The sequence below is a fragment of the Sporichthyaceae bacterium genome, from assembly GCA_036493475.1.
Taxonomy (GTDB): Bacteria; Actinomycetota; Actinomycetes; order Sporichthyales; family Sporichthyaceae; genus DASQPJ01.
The window spans coordinates 1-20,284 of sequence record DASXPS010000161.1; the positions used below are offsets into that span (position 1 = coordinate 1).

General features: G+C 68.7%; 20 protein-coding genes. 12 read left to right on the forward strand and 8 right to left on the reverse strand.

The window, feature by feature from the left end:
- Positions 1–1,943: HAMP domain-containing protein (locus VGJ14_16355; GenBank protein ID HEY2834001.1), on the reverse strand; the 1,943-nt coding region annotated here is incomplete at its 3' end.
- 138 nt (positions 1,944–2,081) lie between these two features.
- On the opposite strand from VGJ14_16355, the gene VGJ14_16360 reads away from it, so the two are divergent.
- The 5 genes from VGJ14_16360 (at position 2,082) to VGJ14_16380 (ending at position 6,823) form a co-directional block, all read left to right on the forward strand.
- Positions 2,082–4,226: a SpoIIE family protein phosphatase gene (locus VGJ14_16360; GenBank protein ID HEY2834002.1), complete on the forward strand. Its 2,145-nt coding sequence runs from the start codon at positions 2,082–2,084 to the stop codon at positions 4,224–4,226.
- A gap of 114 nt (positions 4,227–4,340) precedes the next feature.
- A complete protein-coding gene (locus VGJ14_16365) occupies positions 4,341–4,520 on the forward strand; it encodes a hypothetical protein (protein ID HEY2834003.1) in 180 nt (59 codons plus the stop codon).
- 486 nt (positions 4,521–5,006) lie between these two features.
- Positions 5,007–5,423, forward strand: coding sequence for a hypothetical protein (locus tag VGJ14_16370; protein ID HEY2834004.1), 417 nt, complete (start codon positions 5,007–5,009; stop codon positions 5,421–5,423).
- Positions 5,424–5,784: 361 nt separating this feature from the next.
- Positions 5,785–6,222, forward strand: a complete 438-nt coding sequence (locus VGJ14_16375; protein ID HEY2834005.1) for a hypothetical protein — start codon at positions 5,785–5,787, stop codon at positions 6,220–6,222.
- A 91-nt stretch (positions 6,223–6,313) separates the two neighbouring features.
- Positions 6,314–6,823: a hypothetical protein gene (locus VGJ14_16380; protein HEY2834006.1), complete on the forward strand. Its 510-nt coding sequence runs from the start codon at positions 6,314–6,316 to the stop codon at positions 6,821–6,823.
- A gap of 6 nt (positions 6,824–6,829) precedes the next feature.
- On the opposite strand, the gene VGJ14_16385 is transcribed toward VGJ14_16380, so the two are convergent.
- The 3 genes from VGJ14_16385 to VGJ14_16395 are packed head-to-tail and all read right to left on the reverse strand — an operon-like array spanning position 6,830 to position 8,650.
- Entirely contained in the window at positions 6,830–7,513 is a 684-nt protein-coding gene (locus VGJ14_16385) for a nuclease-related domain-containing protein (GenBank protein ID HEY2834007.1), read from the reverse strand.
- 25 nt (positions 7,514–7,538) lie between these two features.
- The gene (locus VGJ14_16390) at positions 7,539–8,186 is read right to left on the reverse strand and encodes a cyclase family protein (GenBank protein HEY2834008.1); all 648 of its coding nucleotides are present in this window, start codon (positions 8,184–8,186) and stop codon (positions 7,539–7,541) included.
- An 11-nt stretch (positions 8,187–8,197) separates the two neighbouring features.
- Positions 8,198–8,650, reverse strand: a complete 453-nt coding sequence (locus tag VGJ14_16395; protein ID HEY2834009.1) for a pyridoxamine 5'-phosphate oxidase family protein — start codon at positions 8,648–8,650, stop codon at positions 8,198–8,200.
- 195 nt (positions 8,651–8,845) lie between these two features.
- Here VGJ14_16395 and VGJ14_16400 point away from each other — a divergent pair, with 195 nt between their 5' ends.
- The 5 genes from VGJ14_16400 to VGJ14_16420 all read left to right on the forward strand — a co-directional run bounded on the left by VGJ14_16400 (position 8,846) and on the right by VGJ14_16420 (position 12,939).
- Complete coding sequence (locus VGJ14_16400; protein HEY2834010.1) at positions 8,846–9,217, forward strand: hypothetical protein; 372 nt, start codon at positions 8,846–8,848, stop codon at positions 9,215–9,217.
- A 96-nt stretch (positions 9,218–9,313) separates the two neighbouring features.
- Positions 9,314–10,453, forward strand: a complete 1,140-nt coding sequence (locus VGJ14_16405) for an SIS domain-containing protein (protein HEY2834011.1) — start codon at positions 9,314–9,316, stop codon at positions 10,451–10,453.
- Positions 10,454–10,640: 187 nt separating this feature from the next.
- On the forward strand, positions 10,641–11,078 hold the full coding sequence (locus VGJ14_16410) for a hypothetical protein (protein ID HEY2834012.1): 438 nt from the start codon (positions 10,641–10,643) through the stop codon (positions 11,076–11,078).
- Positions 11,079–11,141: 63 nt separating this feature from the next.
- Entirely contained in the window at positions 11,142–11,975 is an 834-nt protein-coding gene (locus VGJ14_16415; protein ID HEY2834013.1) for a hypothetical protein, read from the forward strand.
- Positions 11,976–12,003: 28 nt separating this feature from the next.
- The gene (locus VGJ14_16420; protein ID HEY2834014.1) at positions 12,004–12,939 is read left to right on the forward strand and encodes an alpha/beta hydrolase; all 936 of its coding nucleotides are present in this window, start codon (positions 12,004–12,006) and stop codon (positions 12,937–12,939) included.
- Here the strand turns inward: VGJ14_16420 and VGJ14_16425 are convergent.
- The 4 genes from VGJ14_16425 to VGJ14_16440 form a co-directional block, all read right to left on the reverse strand.
- A complete protein-coding gene (locus VGJ14_16425; GenBank protein HEY2834015.1) occupies positions 12,932–14,893 on the reverse strand; it encodes an acetoacetate--CoA ligase in 1,962 nt (653 codons plus the stop codon). The two genes, VGJ14_16420 and VGJ14_16425, sit on opposite strands and share 8 nt — an antisense overlap.
- Before the next feature lie 25 nt (positions 14,894–14,918).
- Positions 14,919–15,260, reverse strand: a complete 342-nt coding sequence (locus tag VGJ14_16430; protein ID HEY2834016.1) for a hypothetical protein — start codon at positions 15,258–15,260, stop codon at positions 14,919–14,921.
- A gap of 63 nt (positions 15,261–15,323) precedes the next feature.
- A complete protein-coding gene (locus tag VGJ14_16435; GenBank protein HEY2834017.1) occupies positions 15,324–16,613 on the reverse strand; it encodes an ABC transporter permease in 1,290 nt (429 codons plus the stop codon).
- Positions 16,610–17,350, reverse strand: a complete 741-nt coding sequence (locus VGJ14_16440; protein ID HEY2834018.1) for an ABC transporter ATP-binding protein — start codon at positions 17,348–17,350, stop codon at positions 16,610–16,612. The genes VGJ14_16435 and VGJ14_16440 overlap by 4 nt, the downstream gene beginning before the upstream one ends.
- 347 nt (positions 17,351–17,697) lie before the next feature.
- Between VGJ14_16440 and VGJ14_16445 the strand changes: the two genes are divergently transcribed.
- Positions 17,698–18,852, forward strand: coding sequence for a hypothetical protein (locus VGJ14_16445; GenBank protein ID HEY2834019.1), 1,155 nt, complete (start codon positions 17,698–17,700; stop codon positions 18,850–18,852).
- 163 nt (positions 18,853–19,015) lie between these two features.
- On the forward strand, positions 19,016–20,269 hold the full coding sequence (locus VGJ14_16450) for a styrene monooxygenase/indole monooxygenase family protein (protein ID HEY2834020.1): 1,254 nt from the start codon (positions 19,016–19,018) through the stop codon (positions 20,267–20,269).
- Positions 20,270–20,284: the final 15 nt, after the last annotated feature.

A 20,284-nucleotide genomic window follows, 5' to 3' on the forward strand; every position in this document is an offset into this window, starting at 1 on the left:
TCGGTGCCGACCTCGCGGGCGACGCGGGTGACCTCGTCGGCGAAGGAGGACAGCTGGTCGACCATCGTGTTGATGGTGTTCTTCAGCTCCAGGATCTCGCCCTGCGCGTCGACGGTGATCTTCTGCGACAGGTCGCCACGGGCGACGGCGGTCCCGACGTGGGCGATGTTACGAACCTGGTTGGTCAGGTTGGACGCCATGAAGTTCACGTTGTCGGTGAGGTCGCGCCAGGTGCCCTCAACGCCACGCACCTGAGCCTGACCGCCGAGCTTTCCCTCGGTGCCGACCTCGCGGGCGACGCGGGTGACCTCGTCGGCGAAGGAGGACAGCTGGTCCACCATCGTGTTCACCGTGGACTTGAGCTCGAGGATTTCCCCGCGCGCGTCGACGGTGATCTTCTGCGACAGGTCGCCACGGGCCACGGCCGTGGACACCGTCGCGATGTTACGTACCTGGTTGGTCAGGTTCGACGCCATCGAGTTCACGTTGTCGGTCAGGTCGCGCCAGGTACCGGAGACACCGCGCACCTGGGCCTGACCGCCGAGCTTTCCCTCGGTGCCGACCTCGCGGGCCACCCGGGTGACCTCGTCGGCGAAGGAGGACAGCTGGTCGACCATCGTGTTGATCGTGGACTTCAGCTCCAGGATTTCCCCGCGCGCGTCGACGGTGATCTTCTGCGACAGGTCACCGCGGGCCACGGCCGTGGTCACCTGCGCGATGTTGCGGACCTGGTTGGTCAGGTTGGACGCCAGGTGGTTCACGTTCTCGGTCAGGTCACGCCAGGTACCGGACACACCGGTCACCTGCGCCTGGCCACCCAGTCGTCCTTCGGTGCCGACCTCGCGGGCGACGCGGGTGACCTCGTCGGCGAAGGAGGACAGCTGGTCGACCATCGTGTTGATGGTGTTCTTCAGCTCCAGGATCTCGCCCTGCGCCTGCACGGTGATTTTCTGCGAGAGGTCACCGGAGGCCACCGCGGTCGCCACATGGGCGATGTTGCGGACCTGGTCGGTCAGGTTGGACGCCATGAAGTTGACGTTGTCGGTCAGGTCCTTCCAGGTACCGGCCACGCCGGGCACCTCGGCCTGACCGCCGAGCTTGCCCTCGGTGCCGACCTCGCGGGCCACCGTGGATACCTGGTCGGCGAAGATCCGCAGCGTCGCGGTCAACGAGTTAATGGTGTCCGCGAGCTCGGCCACCTCGCCGCGCGCGGACACGGTGATGGACTGCGACAGGTCGCCCTGCGCGATCGCGGTGGCCGTCTTGGAGATGGATCGCACCTGGCTGGTCAGGTTCGAGGCCATCAGGTTCACCGAGTCGGTGAGGTCGCGCCAGGTGCCGGACACCCCGCGCACGTCCGCCTGGCCACCGAGCTTGCCGTCGGTGCCGACCTCACGCGCGACGCGGGTGACCTCGTCGGCGAAGGAGGACAGCTGGTCCACCATTTTGTTCACGGTGCGCCCGATGGTGCGGAACTCACCGCGCAACGGGCGTTCCTCGATCTCCAGCTCCAGGTGCTGGGACAGGTCGCCCTCGGCCACCGCCGCGATGACCCGGGCGATCTCGATGACCGGGCGGGTCAGGTCGTCGATCAGTTCGTTGATCGCGCGGGCGTTGGTCATCCAGGTACCGCGCAGCGGCTCTTCCATCAACCGCTCGGTAGTGCGGCCCTCGCGGCCGACCACCTGGGAGATCTTGTGGATGGCCACCGACTGGTTCTCCAACTGGCGGGCCACCTCGTTGAATCGGGTGGACACCTCGCCCAGCCGACCCTCGCGCCGCCGTAGCCGCACCCCGAAGTCGCCGTCGGCCACCTGGCCGAGCGCCTCCATCAGCTCGTTGAGCAGGCTGTCCTCGACGCGGCCGGGATCCTGCCCCGGAACCCCGGCGCCGGTGTTCGCACCGGTGTCGGTGGGGGTGATCTCGGGCTCGACCATCGTCATCGCTGGACCTCGCAAGGGTGGCGGGACTCGACTGTCGCGGAGAGGCCATCTTGCCCCGCCAACCTGAACATTGGGGTAGCCCGATGGCGCGTCGGGGCGGATTGCCCTACAGGGCAGGGATTCCGCCAGAATCTGAACATGTCGCGGCGCACCCACCGCCGGCTTCGCTTGCCGGCCGACGATCGCTCGCCGGCCGCGGCCCGCGCCCTGGTTCGCCAGGTGCTCGCCGCGGGTGGCCGTTCGGACGCCCTGGATTCCGCGTTGCTGCTGGTCAGTGAGCTCTCCACGAACGGCGTCGTGCACGCCGGCACTGCCGTCGACATCGAGGTGCAGGCCGACGAGCACGGCGTCACGGTGACGGTCTCCGATCAGCAGTCCGGACCGATGGGGGCCGGGGTGGGTTCCCGGCCCTTACCCGGGGAAATGCCGGCTCACTCCCCGGTGGGCAACATTTCCATCACCGATTCGGCGGACACCCAATCGGGCGACGCCATCGCCGATCTGGCGGAACGGGGCCGGGGGCTGTTTCTCGTGGATCAGTTGGCCACGGCGTGGGGCACCACCCATCATCCGGGCGGCAAGAGCGTGTGGTTCCGACTCGGGCCCGCGATCGACCCGGCGCCGGGCGCCCCAACCGAGTCGCAGCCGCGCCTGCCGGTCGCCCGGGCGGCCGACGAAGAGGTACCCGCCGCCGCCTGGTCCTGGTTGGTGCACGTCCCGGAAGGTCTGCGCGACCGGCTGAGCATGCCCGCGCTGGTCTCGGAGCTGCTCACCCGGCTCTGCGAGGTGACCGGAGCGGCCACCGGCACGGTATGGCTGGACCAGGACGATGAGCGCGGTCGAGCGCGCCTGGCGGGCTACCGCTCCGCCGAACAGGGCCCGTCGGCCCCCCGGGCGCACGGTCTCACGGTGCCCGTGCCGGTGGCCCGGCCGTGGCGCGCCTCCTTGGTGCTGCATCCGTCGCCGGGCGCCGGGCCGGGGAAGTACTGGCCGGAGTTGGCCGGGCTGTCCGCGCAGCGCATGGCCATCAGCATTGATGCCGAGCGGCTGCACACGGAGGAGCGGCGGCGGCGCGGTGCGCTGGCATTCCTGGCCGAGGCCAGTGAGCTGTTGGCCAACTCGTTGGACGTGGACCTCACCGTGGCGTTGGTGCCCCAGCTGGCGGTGCCCCGGTTGGGGCAATGGTGTGCGGTCCATGTGCTGGGCGCCCGGTCCGCGAGCGCCGCGGGTCTGCAGTTGGCCAGCGTTGCGCACGTTGACGAGGAGCAACTGACCGCGCTGCAGAACGCGCTGGGTGCGGACATGGACCGCGATCTGGCCGCCCGATTGGCCGAGGTGGTCGCGACCGGGGAGACCAGCGCCCTGGTCGGACCCCTGGAGGGCGTCGCGGTGCCGCTGGCCGCGCGCGGCCGATTGCTCGGCACGCTGTCCGTGGGTCGGCAACCGGACCGCATGCACACCGGTGAGGACATCGCGGTGCTGGAGGACCTGGCCCGGCGCGCGTCACTGGCGCTGGACAACGCGCAGGCACACGCCGAGCGCAATCAGATCGCGCAGGACCTGCAGCGGGCGTTGCTGCCCACCCAGCTACCGGTGGTGGCCGGCGCCGAGTTCGGCGCGGAATACGTACCGGCCAGCTCCGGGGTGGAGGTCGGCGGTGATTTTTACGACGTGCTCGCGCTGCGCCGCAACCGTTGGCTGGTGTGCATCGGTGACGTGTGCGGCAAGGGCACCCAGGCTGCGGCGGTCACCGGAGTGGTTCGTGACGTGATGCGCGCCCTGGCCGCCGAGAACCGCACCTTGCCGCGCATCCTGTCCTCGCTCAACCGCACCCTGCTGGCCGCGCAGACGGATAGATATGCCACAGTCGCGGCCGCGTTGGTCACCCGGCGGGAGTCGCCCGGCGGTGAGCGGTTACTCGATGTGACCCTGTGCCTGGCCGGACACGACCGCCCGGTGCTGCTGCGCGCGGACGGCACCACCGCCTCGGTGGGCGAGACGGGCACCGCGGTCGGCTTGCTCACCGAGTTCGAGGTGACCGAGACGCGGTTCAGCCTCACCCCCGGCGAGACATTGGTTTTCTGCACCGACGGCGTCACCGAACGCCGGCACGGGACCGAGATGTACGGCACCCGGCGGCTGCGGCGGGTGTTGCGTGGGCTGGTCGGTCACTCCGCTGGTTCGGTCGCCGCCCGAATCCGGGAGAACGTGGTCGCCTTTTCCGCCGAACCGCCGCGCGATGACATTGCGGTGCTGGTGCTGCGCAATACGGCGGACCGCTGAGAACTCGGCCGAACGTCCCCATCGAGCCGGCCGTTGTGCCGATGCAGGCCTTGACCACCGCGGGGCACGCTGGCCGTGGTCGTCCCTGACGGGGCGCCCGGAGCGGAGGTCGGCATGGACGTCGAGCAGCAACAGCGCAACGGCAGGCACCGGGCCAAGACGGCGGGTTGGCGCGTGGTGATCGCCGCGACCGCGTTGGGTGTGCTGATGGGTGGCGGTGCGGTGTACGCCTACCGCCACGCGCAGGACGCCACGTCCACCGCGACGCCGGTCAGCGACACAGCGGGCCGCTGAGGTCGTAGCAGCGAGAACGGGCAGTCGGGGCCCCTTTTATCAAGGGGTCCGACTGCCCGCTTTTTTATGCCCCCCGAAACGTGTCGAAGGGGCCGGGCCATGCGCCGCCCCGACCCCTCCGCACCCACGCCCGTTCGGTGCGGGTTTGACGATCCCCGGAGAGAACAGCCGTGATGACGAGGATGTTAGAGACCATTCTTTGACTCGCCAAGGCACTCGTGAGGGCCTCTTGAAACAGACATTGAGTGCATATCCGGGCACTCTGCTGATACCGTGAGTCAGTGTTCGACTACCGAGGGTGTGCGGTCTGGTAATTGTCATTCCGCCAATATGACGCCAGACATTCTAAGTAGTGCTTGTTGTGAGCCTTGACGATCCACTGGCCTTGCCTTTAGAAACTTAAGCGTAAGACCAAGAAGCGACCGAGCCAGATTTGCCCGCCACCGACGTTGGCGTCGGGAAAGCCATACAGAGAGAGAGCATTCGATGAGCAAGATGACCCGCGCTGGTGCGGTCGTATTCGCCGCCGCCGCTGCGTCCGCCGTTTGTTTGCCCGCTTCCGCCGCCCACGCCGCTACGGCCGGTGGCCCGCCGCGTGGCGAGATCGTGATCTGCAACCACAGTGGCTACATGTTCGATGTCTACGCCGACGGCCCCTCGATCCGTGAGGACGACCTGGCCGGTTCGTTCGACGAGTGCACCGACTGGGCACGCGTGCTGACCGGCGGTTACGACATCGGTTTCGCGCTGCGGGTGCCCTCGCAGTCGAACGTGATCATCCAGGCCCGCTTCAAGCGTGACGACCACGTCTTCTACAAGGTCTTCAACGGCCAGGGCGTCGTTCACACCAACGTTGGCTACGGCGAGCTGACTCGCGTCGACCTGTACATTCCGCGCGCCTAGTACGCACCGCAGGAATTCACCTCACGAGCCGGGCAGGCCCAATGGGTCGGCCCGGCTCGTGCATTTCTCACAGCGCCAGGACCCCCGTCGGAGTAATCGCGTTCCGTCGGGGCGGCGCGTGTGGTAATCGCCATTCCCCCGGCGATTGGAAGCCAAGGTAAAGCGGTTCGAGCCCCGATCCCGCCGATCGGAACCCATTCCGCAATGTCACCCCGTCGGGTGCGTAGTAGATGTCATAGGACTCCTTGACGGGTATATGGGAAGCCCTTTACAAAGTTTGCAGCAGTACATGAAATGGCCGAGCGAAAAATGCCCGTTTTCGACCTTCTGCGTCGAAAGCCATACGAAAGAGAGAGTTCCCATGCGCCAGATCGCCCGCATCGGCGCGGTTGCTTGCGCCACCGCCGCCCTCGCCGTGACCGGCCCGTCCGCCATGGCCGCCCAGATGGGCGACCACGGCCCGAAGCCGGCCGCGCCGGCCCCGCCGCCCCGCGGCGAGATCGTCATCTGCAACCACAGCGGCTACATGTTCGACGTGTTCGCCGACGGCCCCTCGATCCGCGAGGACGACCTGGCCGGTTCCTTCGACGAGTGCACCGACTGGGCACGCGTGCTGACCGGCAAGTACGACATCGGCTTCGCGCTGCGGGTGCCCTCGCAGGCGAACGTGATCATCCAGGCCCGCTTCAAGCGTGAGGACCACGTCTTCTACAAGGTCTTCAACGGCCAGGGCATCGTCACCACCAACGTTGGTCGCGACGAGCTCACCCGCGTCGACCTGTACATCCCGCGCGCCTGAGCACCATCGAACCGGCGGCCGGGTCGACCCTTCGTGGTCGACCCGGCCGATCGGCTGCAGTTCTGGAGTGAGAGAACCGAAAGAGAGCACGATGCGCAGGACCCGGGGGGCTGCTGCGGTTCTCACCGCAGCTGTTCTCACGCTGGTACCGGCGACCGCGGCGAGTGCCGCGTCGGCCGGCAGTGCCGCGCATCCACCCGAGCCCAAGGTCAAGGCGCAAGAGGTCAACGGCGCCAAGGCCAAGAAAGCGGCGAGGGCCAAGAAGGCGGCCAAGGCCAAGAAAGCGGCGACCGAGGGCACCTTGGTGATCTGTAACCACACCGGTTACGTCTTCGACGTCTACGCCGACGGCCCCTCGGTGCGCGAGGACGACCTCGCAGGCAGCTTCGACGAATGCACCGACTGGAAGCCGATGCTGGTCGGGCGCTACGACATCGGCTTCTCCATGCGCACCCCGTCGCAGCAGCCGGTGGTGATCCAGGCCCGGTTCAATCGGGACGGCGCGACCTACTACAAGACCTTCAACAACCAGGGCGTGGTCACCGCATACGTGGCGCCCGACCAGCCAACCCGTATCGACCTGTTCATCCCCGGCGGCTGACCCCGATCAGGTACTCCAGGGTGCATCGGCCCAGGTGGCACCGGCCCGCGCGGTCTCGTGACGCTGTTCGACCTGCGCGGCGGTCAGCACCGGCGGGAACGCGGTCAGCCTGCGCACCAGCCGGGCCCGGGTGAGCACCTCGACGCCGTCCGGGAGGGCGTGGAAGCGCACGTCGTCGCATCCGACCAGCACCACCGCCGGGCGCACGTGCACGGGTTCATCGATCGCCGCGGACAATGCCCGGGCCGCGCGCCAGGCCTGCGCCCGTGCCTGCGGCAGGTAGGGCAACGCGAGGCCGTCGATGTACAGCTCGTCGCGATCCACCATCGCGACCACCCGGTCCAGCGACGCCGCGTCGCGCCGCCATCGTCGATGTCGACGGGACAACAGCGTGAACACCCCGCCGGATCCGATGACCAGATGCGAGATCACCGGATGGGCCGGTCCGATCGGCACCGAGTGCAGCACCCGCCAGGACGGATCAAGCCGATCGAGTGCCAACCCCACCCGCTGCTCGGCATCGGCCACCCCGCGCAGCGTGCCCAGCGGGTCGGTGCGGCGTAGTGCGTGGTGCATCCGGGCCCCGACCGGCGCGGCCCGGGTCAGCTCCCGGGCCCGCTGCGCACTCAGAGCGCCGGGCCGGTTGGCGGCCAGGTCCGCGCCCGCCGCGGGTTCCGCCGCCAAGGTCATCGTCCGTGGCAAACGTGTCACCGCGTCATTCTGATCGGGCGAGGTGCGCCACGGCGCGTACCGGCGAGCCCTCGGCGTGTTCAAGTGCCAACGGCAGCAACCACACGGTGGCCGGGGCGGCGAGCAGATCGGCCAACCCGGTTAGGTTCTCCGTGATCACCGCGTGGGCCGCGGCCAGCACATGGTGGGAGGGCAGTGTCGGCGCGTCGGTGGCGTCGATGCTGGACGCGTCGATGCCCACCGTGCGTACCCCGGCGGTCACCACCAACTCGGCCGCCGCCGGGTCCAACCACGGGTGCGCGGCATAACGCTCGCTCCCCCAATACGCCGACCATCCGGTGCACAGCAGCAGCACCACACCCGGCGCCAGTCGATTACGCACCGCGCCGAGGTGATCGGGGCCGATCGGCGTGCTCTCCGGCAACCCGCGCAGGTCGGCCACCACCGCCGCACCGACGAACCGATGCAGCGGTAGTTCGTCGAGTCGGGGTAGCGCATCGTCGACGTGGTACGGCGCCTCCACATGGGTGCCGCTCTGCGATCCCAGGTGCAGCTCGAGCAGGTTGTAGCCATGGGTGGCGATGCGCGCGGCAGGCCGCAGTTCCACCGGCGGATCGCCCGGCCACACCGGCATGCCGGTGCGGATCGGATGGGTGAGGTCCAGCAACCGCATGCCGCGGTCCGTCAACGGAACCGGGTGGCGGGGTAGGACCGCTGCGGGGCGATGAGCACCGCGGTGCGTCCTTCCTCGCGCATCACCCGGTCGTAGGTGTCCCAGTCCTCGTGGGTGCCGCCGGCCGCCTGAAAGATCTCCCGCAGCAACACCCGCTGCCGATCCGCGTCCACGCCCTCGCGCGGGTCGTCCGGACCGATCAGCTCGGCGTTCCCCTCCACCGCCGACCACTCCCAGCCGCCGCGCACGGCGATCGTCATCCGCGGCCGCTCGCGCAGGTTCGCCAATTTCTTCGCGCCGCCCACCGCCACGTAGGCGACCACCTGCTCGCCGGTGATCGGGTGATTGATCACCCCGGAATTCACCAACGAGGACTGGATGGTGCCGTCGGCGCGGGAGGTGGACACGATCGACAGACCGTGGTCGGCAGCCACCACGGTGATGTAGTTCGACAGGTCAGTCATGGCCTTGAACCTACCGTCGGGTGGATGGTCCGGGAGTGCCCGGAAATCGGCTGGATCCCCGTTTTCCACCTGCGCGTTCCTCACGCCGAACTGGTGACGAGCGAGCCTGGGATCAAGGGTGTTGGTTCTTTACGGTGAACGGCAGTGGCGGGGGACGTCACGGCGCACAGCGCGATAGGGGAAGGAATTCTCGTGATGCCCGGACGGAAGACTGGCGTTTTCGTTGCGACGTTCGTCGCGGCGGCGGCCCTGGGCGGTGGCACCGCCATGGCTGCGCCCTACGAGACGAGCTCGAGCGTGGCAGTGAGTAGCAACAGCCCGGCGGCGGGGGAGACCATTGCGGTCTCGGTTTCCGGTTACCAGCCCGGCGAGGATGTGAACGGCATGATGGACTCCACCCTGGTGTTCAATGTGCGCACCGACTCAGTGGGCGACGGCTCGCTGTTGTTCCGGGTGCCCGGTTCGGCGGCCTGCGGCGCGCACACCCTGACCGGTATCGGTCAGTCCAGCGGGATGGAGTCGCACGCATTGATCACCGTGGTCGGTAACTGCGGAAGCGCCGGCTGACCCGGACAGAACGTTCGTAGGCCCGCGGCATGCTTGCCGCGGGCCTACTGTCGTCCGACCATGGCATCACCGACATCCGTCCGCCGAGGAGTAGCCGTGTCGCCTGCCGAAGGTGTCTCCGCTGTCACCGGCTCTGCGACTGCGGCGGCCACCGTGCTGGACGATCCGGCAGCGATCCGCGCCGCCGACCCCGGCGGCATGTTGGCTGCCGTGGCCGGGGCCGGTGACCAGATCCGCACCGGGGTGGCCGAGCTCAGTCGGATGGCGCTGGACGATCTGGAGCCCGACGAGCAACCGCGCAGCGTCGTGGTGGCCGGCATGGGCGGTTCGGCGTGCGCCGGCGATGTGCTGGCCGTGGTGGCCGGGACGCTGGGCCGGGTGCCGGTGTTGGTGCACCGGGGTTACGGCCTGCCCGCTTGGGCCGACGCCCAGGACCTGGTGGCGGCGGTGTCCTGTTCGGGGAGCACCGAGGAGACGCTGTCCGCGGTGGCCGAGGCGGAGCGACGCGGCATCCGGGTGCTCACCGTGGGCGCGGACGATTCGCCGTTGGCCACGGCCGGCATGCAGGCCGGTGGCGTGCACCTGCCGGTGGACGCCGAGGGCCGCCAACCGCGTGCCTGTCTGTGGGGACTGGCCACGCCGTTGTTGGTAGCAGCCGATGCACTGGGCCTGGCCGCCACCGGGCGGGCCGCATTGGCCGAGACGGCAGACATGCTCGACGGCATCGCCGCGGAGTGCGCGCCGGAGGTCCCCGCGGCGACCAACCCGGCGAAATCACTGGCCGTGGCGCTACTCGGTGGGCTGCCCGTGGTGTGGGGGTTCTCCGAGGTGGCCGCGGTGGCGGCGTTGCGCTTCGCGAATCAACTCGCGGAGAACGCCAAGATGCCGGCCGTGGTCGGCGCCCTGTCCGAGCCACACCACAACCAGGTGGTGGCCTTTGACGGGCCGTTCGGTGGTTGCGGCGCCGTCCGTCTGCACCCGGTGATCCTGCGGGATGCGGTGCAGGACGCCCGGCTCGCGCAACGCGCGGTGGAGTCGATGAAGCTGGCCGCCGACGCCGGCCTGTCCGTGCAGCAGGTCACCGCGCGTGGCAATCATCGCCTGGTGCGGTTGGCCAGCCTGATCGGGTTGTTGGACTTCGCCTCGGTGTACCTGGCGATTGCCCAGGGCATCGATCCCACTCCGGTAGTGCCGATCGTGGAATTGAAGAAGAGATTGGCTGCGAACAGCATGTGACAACTGCGGGGTGGCCACGGGTCACTTGCGCGGCGGTCAGGTTAGGCGTCGGTGAACGTTGGCGCGTTTGCCCTGGCTTAACCGTGTTGCACTCCCCCCTTATGGCGCGGCTCGCTTGTATCGCCTGCGTTGTCTGGCAACCGTTAAGGGGAATGTGATGATTCGAAACGTTCGAATGAGCCGAGTCGTGCTGGCTGCGACTGTGGCGTGTGGCCTCGGTATGGCTGCTCCGGTGGCGGCAAGCGCGGCGACCAACCCGCCTCCGGCTACGGGCACGCACGCGACCACGCAGAAGCCCGCAGTGAAGCCGTTGGCCAAGCCGAAGCCGACCAAGGCCCCGGCGCCGAAGTCGTCGGTGGCGATCAGCAACCCGGCCCCGAAGCCGGCGCCGACCAAGAAGCCGGCCCCGAAGGCCATTGTGGCCAGCAACCCGGTGGCGAAGCCCAAGCCGACCAAGGCCCCCGCGCCCAAGTCGTCCATCGCCATCGACAACCCGGCGCCCAAGACCGGCGACAACAAGGCGCTGGTGCACAAGCCGCTCATGCACAAGACCCTGCACAAGCCGTTGATGCACAAGCCGCTGGCCAAGCCCAAGCCGACCACCAAGCCGATGCCCAAGGGCTGACGGCCCTCCCGTCACCGCGCGGCCCGGGTGTGGCGGGCCGCGCGGTAACGGCAGAATCCTGACGTGACGATCCTGGCCGTGCTGGCGGCCGCAGTGATGGCGGTCTGCTACGGCACGGCGTCGGTGCTGCAGGCGATCGGGGTCCGGTCCGGTGCGCCTTCGGCCGGTCTGGACCCCGGCCTGCTGGTTCGGATGCTGCGTCAGTTGCCTTATCTGGCGGGCCTTGCGCTCGACGGTGCCGGTTTTCTCGCCTCACTGCTCGCCCTGCGGCACCTACCGTTGTTTCTGGTGCAGGCGGCCGCGGCGGCCGGCGTGGGCATCACCGCGCTGCTGGCCACCCGGCTGCTCGCGTTGCGGTTGTCCGGCCGGGATGTGGTCGCGTTGTTCGCGTTGGGCGCCGGCGTGGTGTTGCTCGCGATCAGCGCCCGCCCGGAGAGTTCCGCCGATCCCGGCTCCACCTTCGGGTGGGTGGTGCTGATCCTGCTGGCGCCCACGTTGGTATCCGCGTTGCTCGCACCGCATGCGGGCTCCCACGCCCCGGCCATGCTGGCCGCGGTCGCCGGGAGCGCCTTCAGCGGGGTCGCCATCGCCGCACGGGGGGTGATGGTGCCGCACCCGTGGTGGCATCTCGTCGGCAAGCCGTTGGCCTGGTCCGTGGTCGGCTACGGCGTGCTGGGGGCCTGGGTGTTCGCCGCGGCCCTGGAGCGCGGTGCGGTCACCGCAGTGACGGCGGTGGTGTTCGCGGTGGAGACGGTGTTGCCCGCGAGCGTCGGGCTGCACTGGCTCGGGGACTCGACGCGGTCCGGTATGGCGTTGCCCGCCGTGGTGGGCTTCGGCATCACGCTGGCCGCCGCGGTGGGTCTGGCAGGCTACGCGCAGCCGACCGCGCCTGGCTGAGTGATCCTCGCCTGTAGTCTCACCGGCCATGCCCCTGGATCCGCAGATCGCTGCCGTGCTGGCGCAGGTCGCCACCATGAACAACAAGCCGCTTTCCGAATTGGGGGTGGGCGCTGCCCGTAGCCAACTCGCCATGCTGTGCGCGATGGGCGGGCGCAGTACCGCGACGCTGGCCGAGGTGTCCAACCGCACCATCGACGGTCCGGCCGGGCAGGTGCCGGTGCGGATTTATCGTCCGGTGGGCGACGGGCCGTTCGGCCTGCTGTGCTTCTTCCACGGCGGCGGGTTTGTGCTCGGGGATATCAATACCCACGACGGCGTGTGCCGCCAGATCGCGGCCGATGCCCAGTGCGTGGTGGTCGCGGTGGACTACCGACTTGCACCGGAGCACCCGTTCCCCGCCGCCGTGGAGGACTGCGACGCCGCGTTGCGCTGGGTGGCCGCGAACGCCGAGTCGTTGGGTGGGGACCCGAACCGGCTGGCGGTGGGCGGGGAGAGCGCCGGCGGCAACCTGTCCGCGGTGATGGCGCAGCGCATGCGGGACCACGACGGCCCGGCGCTGGTCGCGCAACTGTTGGTGTACCCGGCGTGCCGGTTGGCGGGTGATCCCACCCCGTCGATGCTGGCCAACGCCGAGGGCTACTTCCTCACCGCCGCGGACATGGCGTGGTTTTTGAACTGCTACCTGTCCGACCCCGGCGAGGCCTCGATGGTCACGGTCTCCCCGGCGTTGGCCAAGGACCTGACCGGCCTACCACCGGCGCTGGTGATCACCGCGGAGTTCGACCCGCTGTGTGACGACGGCGAGGACTACGCCGCGGCACTGCAGGGGGCCGGGGTGCCCGTCACGGTCTCCCGTTACGACGGCGCCATCCATGGCTTCTGGAACTTTTTCAGCCTGCTCAGCCTGGGTCGTGCCGCGATGGACGAATCGACGAACTGGTTGCGCGCCAGACTCAGCTGAGCCGGCGGCGCTGGGCGAACTCGGCGTACCAGCGCACCGCGTCGGGGGAGTCCACGGCGGCCAGGTTGGCCGCCTTCTCCAGCGGGGTGCCGGTCATCAGCTTCTTCACCGGCACCTCCAACCGCTTGCCGGTCAGCGTGTGCGGTACCGCGGGCGCGGCCACGATTTCATCAGGGATATGACGGGGCGTCAGACGAGTGCGCAATGTGGTGCTGATCAGTGTGCGCAGGTCGTCGTCAACCTCCTGGCCGGCCGCCGGCACCACGAACAGTCCGAGCCAGTAGCCGCCCTCGGGCAGGTCGATACCGACCACCAGGGTCTCGGCGATCTGCGGCAGGCTCTCCAGCACGTCGTAGAAGTCGCTGCTGCCCAGTCGCACACCCTGCCGGTTCAACGTGGCGTCCGAGCGGCCGTGGATGACCACTGACCCGTCCGGGTTCATGGTGGTCCAGTCCCCGTGCCGCCACACGCCGGGCCAGGTGTCGAAGTAGGAGTCGCGGTAGCGCGCGCCGTCCGGGTCGTTCCACAGGTACAGCGGCATGGACGGCATCGGCTCGGTGATCACCAGTTCGCCGACCTCGCCGACCAGCGGCTTGCCGTCGTCGTCCCAAGACGCGGTGGCCGCCCCGGCCAGTGACCCGGAGATGCGCCCGGCCCACACCGGCAACAGGTCGTTGCCGCCGACGAAGGCGCCGCACACATCGGTGCCGCCGCTGGTGGAATCCATCCGCACGTCGGGCGAAATCTCCTCCAGTACCCAGCGGTAGCCGTCGGTGGGCAGCGCCGAACCGCTGACCATCAGCGTGCGCAGCCCGGACATGTCGTAGCGCGCGCGTGGCGAGATGCCGGCGTTCTGCGTCGCGGTGACCAGCGCCGCGCCCAGGAAGAACACCACGCTGCGGGTGCGCGCGGTCACCTCCCATACTGCGCCGGTGTCCGGGTAACCGGGGCTGCCCTCGTAGAGCACCATGGTGGCGCCCTGCAGCAGGGCGGCGGTGAGGATGTTCCACAAAACCCAGCCGGTGGAGGTGGCGCTGAAGGCGCGCTCGCCGGGCCGCAGCCCGGCGTACAGCCCGCCCCATTTGAGGTGCTCCAGCAGGACACCGCCGTGCCCGTGCACCAGGCCCTTGGGTAGGCCGGTGGTGCCCGAGGTGAACAGCGCCCACAGCGGGTGGGAGAACTCGACCTGTTCGAATTCCAGCGGCGCCCCGGTGGCGAGCAGCTCCTCCCACTCCAGCCAGCCGGCCGGGGCCGGCTCGCCGAACACGTAGGGCAGCGCGACTGCATGGCGCACCGTGGGCAGCCGGTCCCGCAGGGTGGCCGCCACGTCGCGGCGGTCGACGTCCTTGCCGTTCCAGTGGTAGCCATCGGTGGCGATGAGCACCGTGGGCTCCAACTGGGCGAGTCGCCCGATGGTGCCGTCGGCACCGAAGTCCGGTGCGCAGCACGCCCACATCGCGCCCACGGCCGCACTGGCCAGGCAGGCGATCAGCGCGTGCTCGGTATTGGGCAGGTAGGCCGCGACCCGATCACCGGGCCGGACGCCTGCCCGGCGCAGCCAGCCGGCCGCGGCGGCGACGTCGCGACGCAGCTGTGTCCAGCTGACGTGGCGATCCGCGTCAGTGCCCTCCCGGCAACAGATCAACGCCGGTTCCTCGGAGTCGCCGTGGCGCAGCATGTGCTGCGCCCAGTTCAGCCGGGCACCCGGGAACCAGTGCACGTCCGGCATGACGCCCTCGGTGAGTACCGCGGTGTGCGGGGCGGAGGACTCCAGCTCGAAGTAGTCGGCGATGGAGGTCCAGAAACGTTCGATCTCGGCGGTCGACCAGGCCCAGAACGTTTGGTGGTCCGGGAAGTCCCGGCTCTCCCGGATAGCCAGCCAGTCCAGGTATTCCCGCAGCCGCGAGTCGGCCATGCGCTGCGCGGACGGGGTCCAGATCGGGGCGTCGCTCACGGGGCACACCCTATTGCCGGAGCCCCTACTGCGCGTTGGGCACCGTGGTGTGCGCCACCTGGGAGGTGGACGCGGAATTCGCCGGCTGGGCAGCCGTGGAGTTCAGCGTGATCCGGGCCACCGCGTCGGGGGACAGGTAACCGGCGTCGTGGTGCTTCTGCGCCGCCACCCCGGCCAGGAACCCGAGGATCACCAGGAACCCGGCCAGCATTATCCGGGTGGAACCGGCCAGCCGCGTCGCCCGGGTCGGCGGCGGCACGGTGTCGTCCCACGCGTCGGCGCTGAGCAGCGCCGGACGCCACGTCGATCGCTCCGTCAACTGCGAGATCAGCTGTAGCTTCGGGGTCTGCGGCACATCGTCGGGCATCTCGGACAGAGTGGATCGATCAGCCATGGACGGCGGCCTCTCTTTTGTGACGGGCAATCAGGATCACTCGTAGCGCAGGGCCTCGATCGGCCGCAGGGATGCGGCCCGGCTGGCCGGGTACAGGCCGAAGAACAACCCGGTGAGCAGCGAAACCCCCAACGAGAGATAGATGGAATACGGGGCGATCACCGGCTCCACCCCGGCAATCTCGAACCGCGAGGCGATCATCCCGAAGCCGACGCCGATCATCCCGCCGAGCAGGCTGAGGATAACTGCCTCACCGAGGAACTGCCCGATGATGTCCCGTGGATCGGCGCCGATCGCCTTGCGGATCCCGATCTCCCGCGTGCGTTCGGTGACCGACACCAACATGATGTTCATCACCCCGATACCGCCCACCAGCAAGGAGATTCCGGCCACGGCGGCGAGCAGGATCGTCAACGTGTGGTTCGACGAGGAGGACGCGTCGAGCACCGAGGCCGAGTTGAACACGATCACATCGGTGTTCGCGGCGGAGACGTGATGCAGCTGGTCCATCATGCTCTGCACCTCGCGCTGCGCCTGCTGCACCCGTCCGGTCGCGGCCAAAACGGCAATGCCGGTCAGCTCTCCGGTACCGGGGTTGTAGCCGTACAGCGTGTCCTGCACCGCGGTGATCGGTGCGATCACGCGGTCGTCGAGATCCTGCTGTCCCGAGTAGCCCTTGCTGCCCAGAATGCCGCTGACGGTGAACTGTTGGCCGTTGAGCCGCACGTTCTGGCCGACGAGGTCATTGACGTCGCCCTGGGTCAGATCCTGCGCCACGCTGGTGCCGACCAGCAACAAATGATGATGCAGAGTCACATCCTGATCGGTAAACGGCATCCCGGCGCTCACCACGTCGTTGTTGACCTGCAGATAGTTGGCGGTGCTGCCGGTGAGCGATTGCACGGTGTGCGACGAGGTGCCCACGGTGGCCGCCACCGAGCGGACCGCCACGATCGGGGCCACGCTCAGCACGTCGGGTAGCCGCGTCGGGTCCGCGAGGGCATCGGCGTCCGCCTGACTGATCTGCGACGCGCGGGTGTGGGTGCCGTTGTCCGTGTTGTTCTTCAGCCCGAGGGCGTGCCGCAGGCGCGAGCGGAAGGCGCTGCCGCGTCCGCCGCCCCCGGTGGGCATCGCGATGACGGTCAGCGTGTTGGAGCCGAGCCGGTCGATGGAGGCCTGGACCGCGGCCTGCGAACCGGTACCCACCGCGACCAGGGTGATGACGGAGGCGACGCCGATGATGATGCCGAGCATCGTCAACACCGAGCGCATTTTGTTGGCAGCGATGCCACGCCAGGCGAAGCGGAAGCTCTCCTTGGCCCTCATCGGGTGAACTCGTCGGAGATGATGCGGCCGTCGCGCATGACCGTCAGCCGCCGGGCTCGGTTGCCCACCTCGTGCTCGTGGGTGATCACCATGATGGTGCGCCCCTGACCGGCCAACTCGTCGAACAGGTCCAACACGTCCGCGGTGCTCTGCGAGTCCAGCGCGCCGGTCGGTTCGTCGGCGAGGAGTAACACGGGGTCGGTGACGATGGCCCGGGCGACTGCGACACGTTGCTGCTGACCACCGGACAACTCCGAGGGCAGGTGGCCACGCCGCTGGGACAACCCCACCTTGTTCAACGCGTCCATGGCCCGTTCGCGGCGTTCCTTGCGGTCCATCCGCGCGTACACGAGAGGCAGTTCCACATTGCTCAGGGCGGTGGTGCGCGGGATCAGATTGAAGCTCTGGAAAATGAAACCGATCTTCCGGTTGCGCACCACGGACAACTGACTGTCGTCCAGCCGACGCACGTCGACACCGTCCAACAGGTAGCGGCCGGTGGTCGGGGCGTCCAGGCAGCCGACGATGTTCATCAGCGTGGACTTGCCGGACCCCGACGCGCCCATGATGGCCACGTACTCGCCGCGGCTGACGCTGAGATCAACGTGGGCAATGGCATGCACGGCCATCTCGCCCTCGCCGTAGGTCTTGCGGACGCCCTCCAGCCGAATGGCAGGACGGTGGGCAGCGCGCGGTGCGGGGTGTTCGCCCACCAGCGCCTGGGAGACTTGGGTCATATCTGACGGCCAGTCATTTCCTTTATGGGATCCGGACAAGCCTCAGTGTGGGTTCGACGACCGGGGCGGAAAAGACGAATCGCCATATGTCCAGCACTTTCACAGCGCCCTCTTGCAAACCCGTCAGACGGCACAAGGAACGGGTAAATCGGTGGTTCACCCGCGGTTAGCGCGACATCGCGTGTTTCCCTTCGCTTTTCTGGCTGAGAGGTTTCCCAGTCCGATCTGAACTCCGGACGCGGCGGGATGTGGATTGCGTGATCATCGGCCCCGGCGTCGCGACCTGTGTGATGGTGTTAAGGCCGCGATGTCGGGGCTGAGGCACTGGGGGGTGCACAAATATGGGTATGGCACGTCGAGTTCTGGTGGGGGTCGCGTCGGTGGCGCTGTCCACGCCGACCGTTGGGGTAATTCTCGCGAGCGCCGCTCCCGCGGCCGCCGCCGTGGCGGTGGCGCCGGCGGGTTCGGTGGGCTACGACGTCTCTCACCCGCAGTGTGGTCGCGCCCTGCCGTCGGCCGGCGCCTTCGGCATCGTCGGGGTGAACGGTGGCCTGGCATTTGCCCCGAACAAGTGCCTGGCGCAGCAGTACGCGGCGATGAGCGACCACGTCTACGCCACCGGGCTGTACATCAACACCGGCAACCCCGGCGCGGCCGGCGCGCACCGGCCGACCGAGGGTGCCCGCTCGCCCGCGTTGTGCATGCACAATTCCGGCGGCACGGACATCGGGTGTGCCTACGACTACGGCTGGATGGCGGCGGCCGACTCGATCGCCACGGCGCAGGCCGCCGGGGTGCCGATCTCCGGGCGCACCTGGTGGCTGGACGTGGAGCGGGAGAACAGTTGGTCGGATGACCCGGTCGCCAACGCCGCTGATCTGCAGGGCGCGGTGGACTCGTTGCGCAGTCATGGCGTGGACGAGGTCGGGATCTACTCCACCGCGACGTCGTGGAAGGAAATCACCGCCAACTACGCCACGACCACCGCCGCGGCCTACAAGCTCGCCTGGCAGCCGCTGTTCAGTCCGAAGTTCCCGTTGGAGTCATTGCCGCTGTGGGTGCCCGCGGGGTCGAAGAGTCCGCAAACGGCCTGCGCGAGTTCGTTCACCGGTGCGCCGGTGCGCCTCGCGCAGTACATCGAGAACGGCTTGGACACCGACTTGGTCTGTGGCGCTGTCGGCATCACCAGTCTGCCACCGGCGCCGAAGCTGCCCGGCGAGGCGCGCAAGCTCGAGGCACACATGGCGCACCGCAAGGGCGTCAAGCTGTCCTGGAAGGCGCCCAAGAGCGACGGCGGTGCCGTGGTGCGGACCTACCGCATCTACCGGGGCACCTCGAAGTCACACCAGGGCTCGTACCGGACCGTCACGTGCACCACCTCGAGTTGCTCGTGGACGGACACCAAGGCCAAGCACCACAAGCGGTACTACTACCGGGTGAAGGCGATCAACATCGTCGGCAAGGGCCCGCGTACCGGCCGGGTGGACGCCAAGGGTCGCTGACGCTGCGTCAGGCTCGGCGGGCCGCCCCCTCGAGGCGCCGCGCGTGGTGAGTTCGCCGCCCACCGCACCGGCCAGGGCGGCGTGCGCCGGCCCGAGCGCGTAACGTCGGGCTCCGGTATTCGCTCATCGAGCACTGTGCTCGGCAATAGAGCAAGGAGCCGCCATGGCCGGCATCGGCATCGTGGGCGCCGGGATTGCCGGGCTGCACCTGGGCCTTTTCCTGCGCCAACACGACGTCCCGGTGACCATCTACACCGACAAGGCGGCCGACGAAATCGCCGGCGGCCGGCTGCTGAACTCCGTGGCCCATCACCACCCGACGCTGGAGCGGGAGCGCCGGCTCGGCGTGCACCACTGGGATGCCGCGGAGTACGGCTACCTCTGCCACCACCACTACCTGGGCACCCCGCAACCGCTGGCTTTCCGCGGCGACTTCGCCCAGCCCTCTTCCGCCGTCGACCACCGGCTCTACCTGCCGCGGCTGATGGGCGATTTCGAACACCGCGGCGGCCGGCTGGTCGTACAGGCGGTGCAGGCCGACGACCTGGACCGGCTCGCCGCGACGCACGACCTAATGGTGGTTGCCTCCGGCCGCGGCACGCTCGGTGGGTTGTTCGCCCGGCGCACGGAGAAGTCTCCCTACGACAAGCCGCAGCGGCGGTTGTCGGTCGCGCTGTGGCACGGGGTCGCGCCGTCGGACCCGAAGGGCGTCACGTTGAGCATCTCGCCGGGGCACGGCGAGCTGATCGAGATCCCCATCTATTCCTTCGACGGACATGTCACCGCGCTGTTGTTCGAGAATATCCCCGGCGGTGAGCTGGAGATGCTCGCCGATCTGCGCTACGACGAGGACCCCAAGGCCTTCGTGGCCACCGTGCTGCAGAAACTGAAGGAGCATCACCCCGCGGTGTACGAACGGGTCGACCCGGCCTCTTTCGCGGTGACCCGACCGCAGGACATCCTGCAGGGCGCACTGATTCCGCACATGCGCGCGGACTACACGCAGTTGGCCAACGGCAAGTACGCGTTGTCCGTCGGTGACGTGCACTCGGTGGTCGATCCGGTGGTCGGGCAGGGCGCGAACTCCGCCTCGTACAGCGCGTGGACGGTGGGCGAGGCGATCGTGGCGGACCTCGGCTTCGACGAACTGTTCTGCCAACGGGTGGCGCGCCGGCGCGCGGACGTCGTGGAGGGCATCTCGGATTGGACCAACTTCATGCTGGCCCCGCCCGCGCCGAACCTGATCGCGATGCTGATCGCGATGGCAGCGCACCAGGAGATCTGCGACGAGTTCACCACCAACTTCGGTCACGGTGACCGGCAGTGGACGAACCTGGCCAGTATGGACCGCACCCGGGCCTACCTGGCGGGCAAGGGCGTGGACATGGACGCGATCCTCGCGTCGTTGCCCGGCTGATGGTCACCGTCCTAC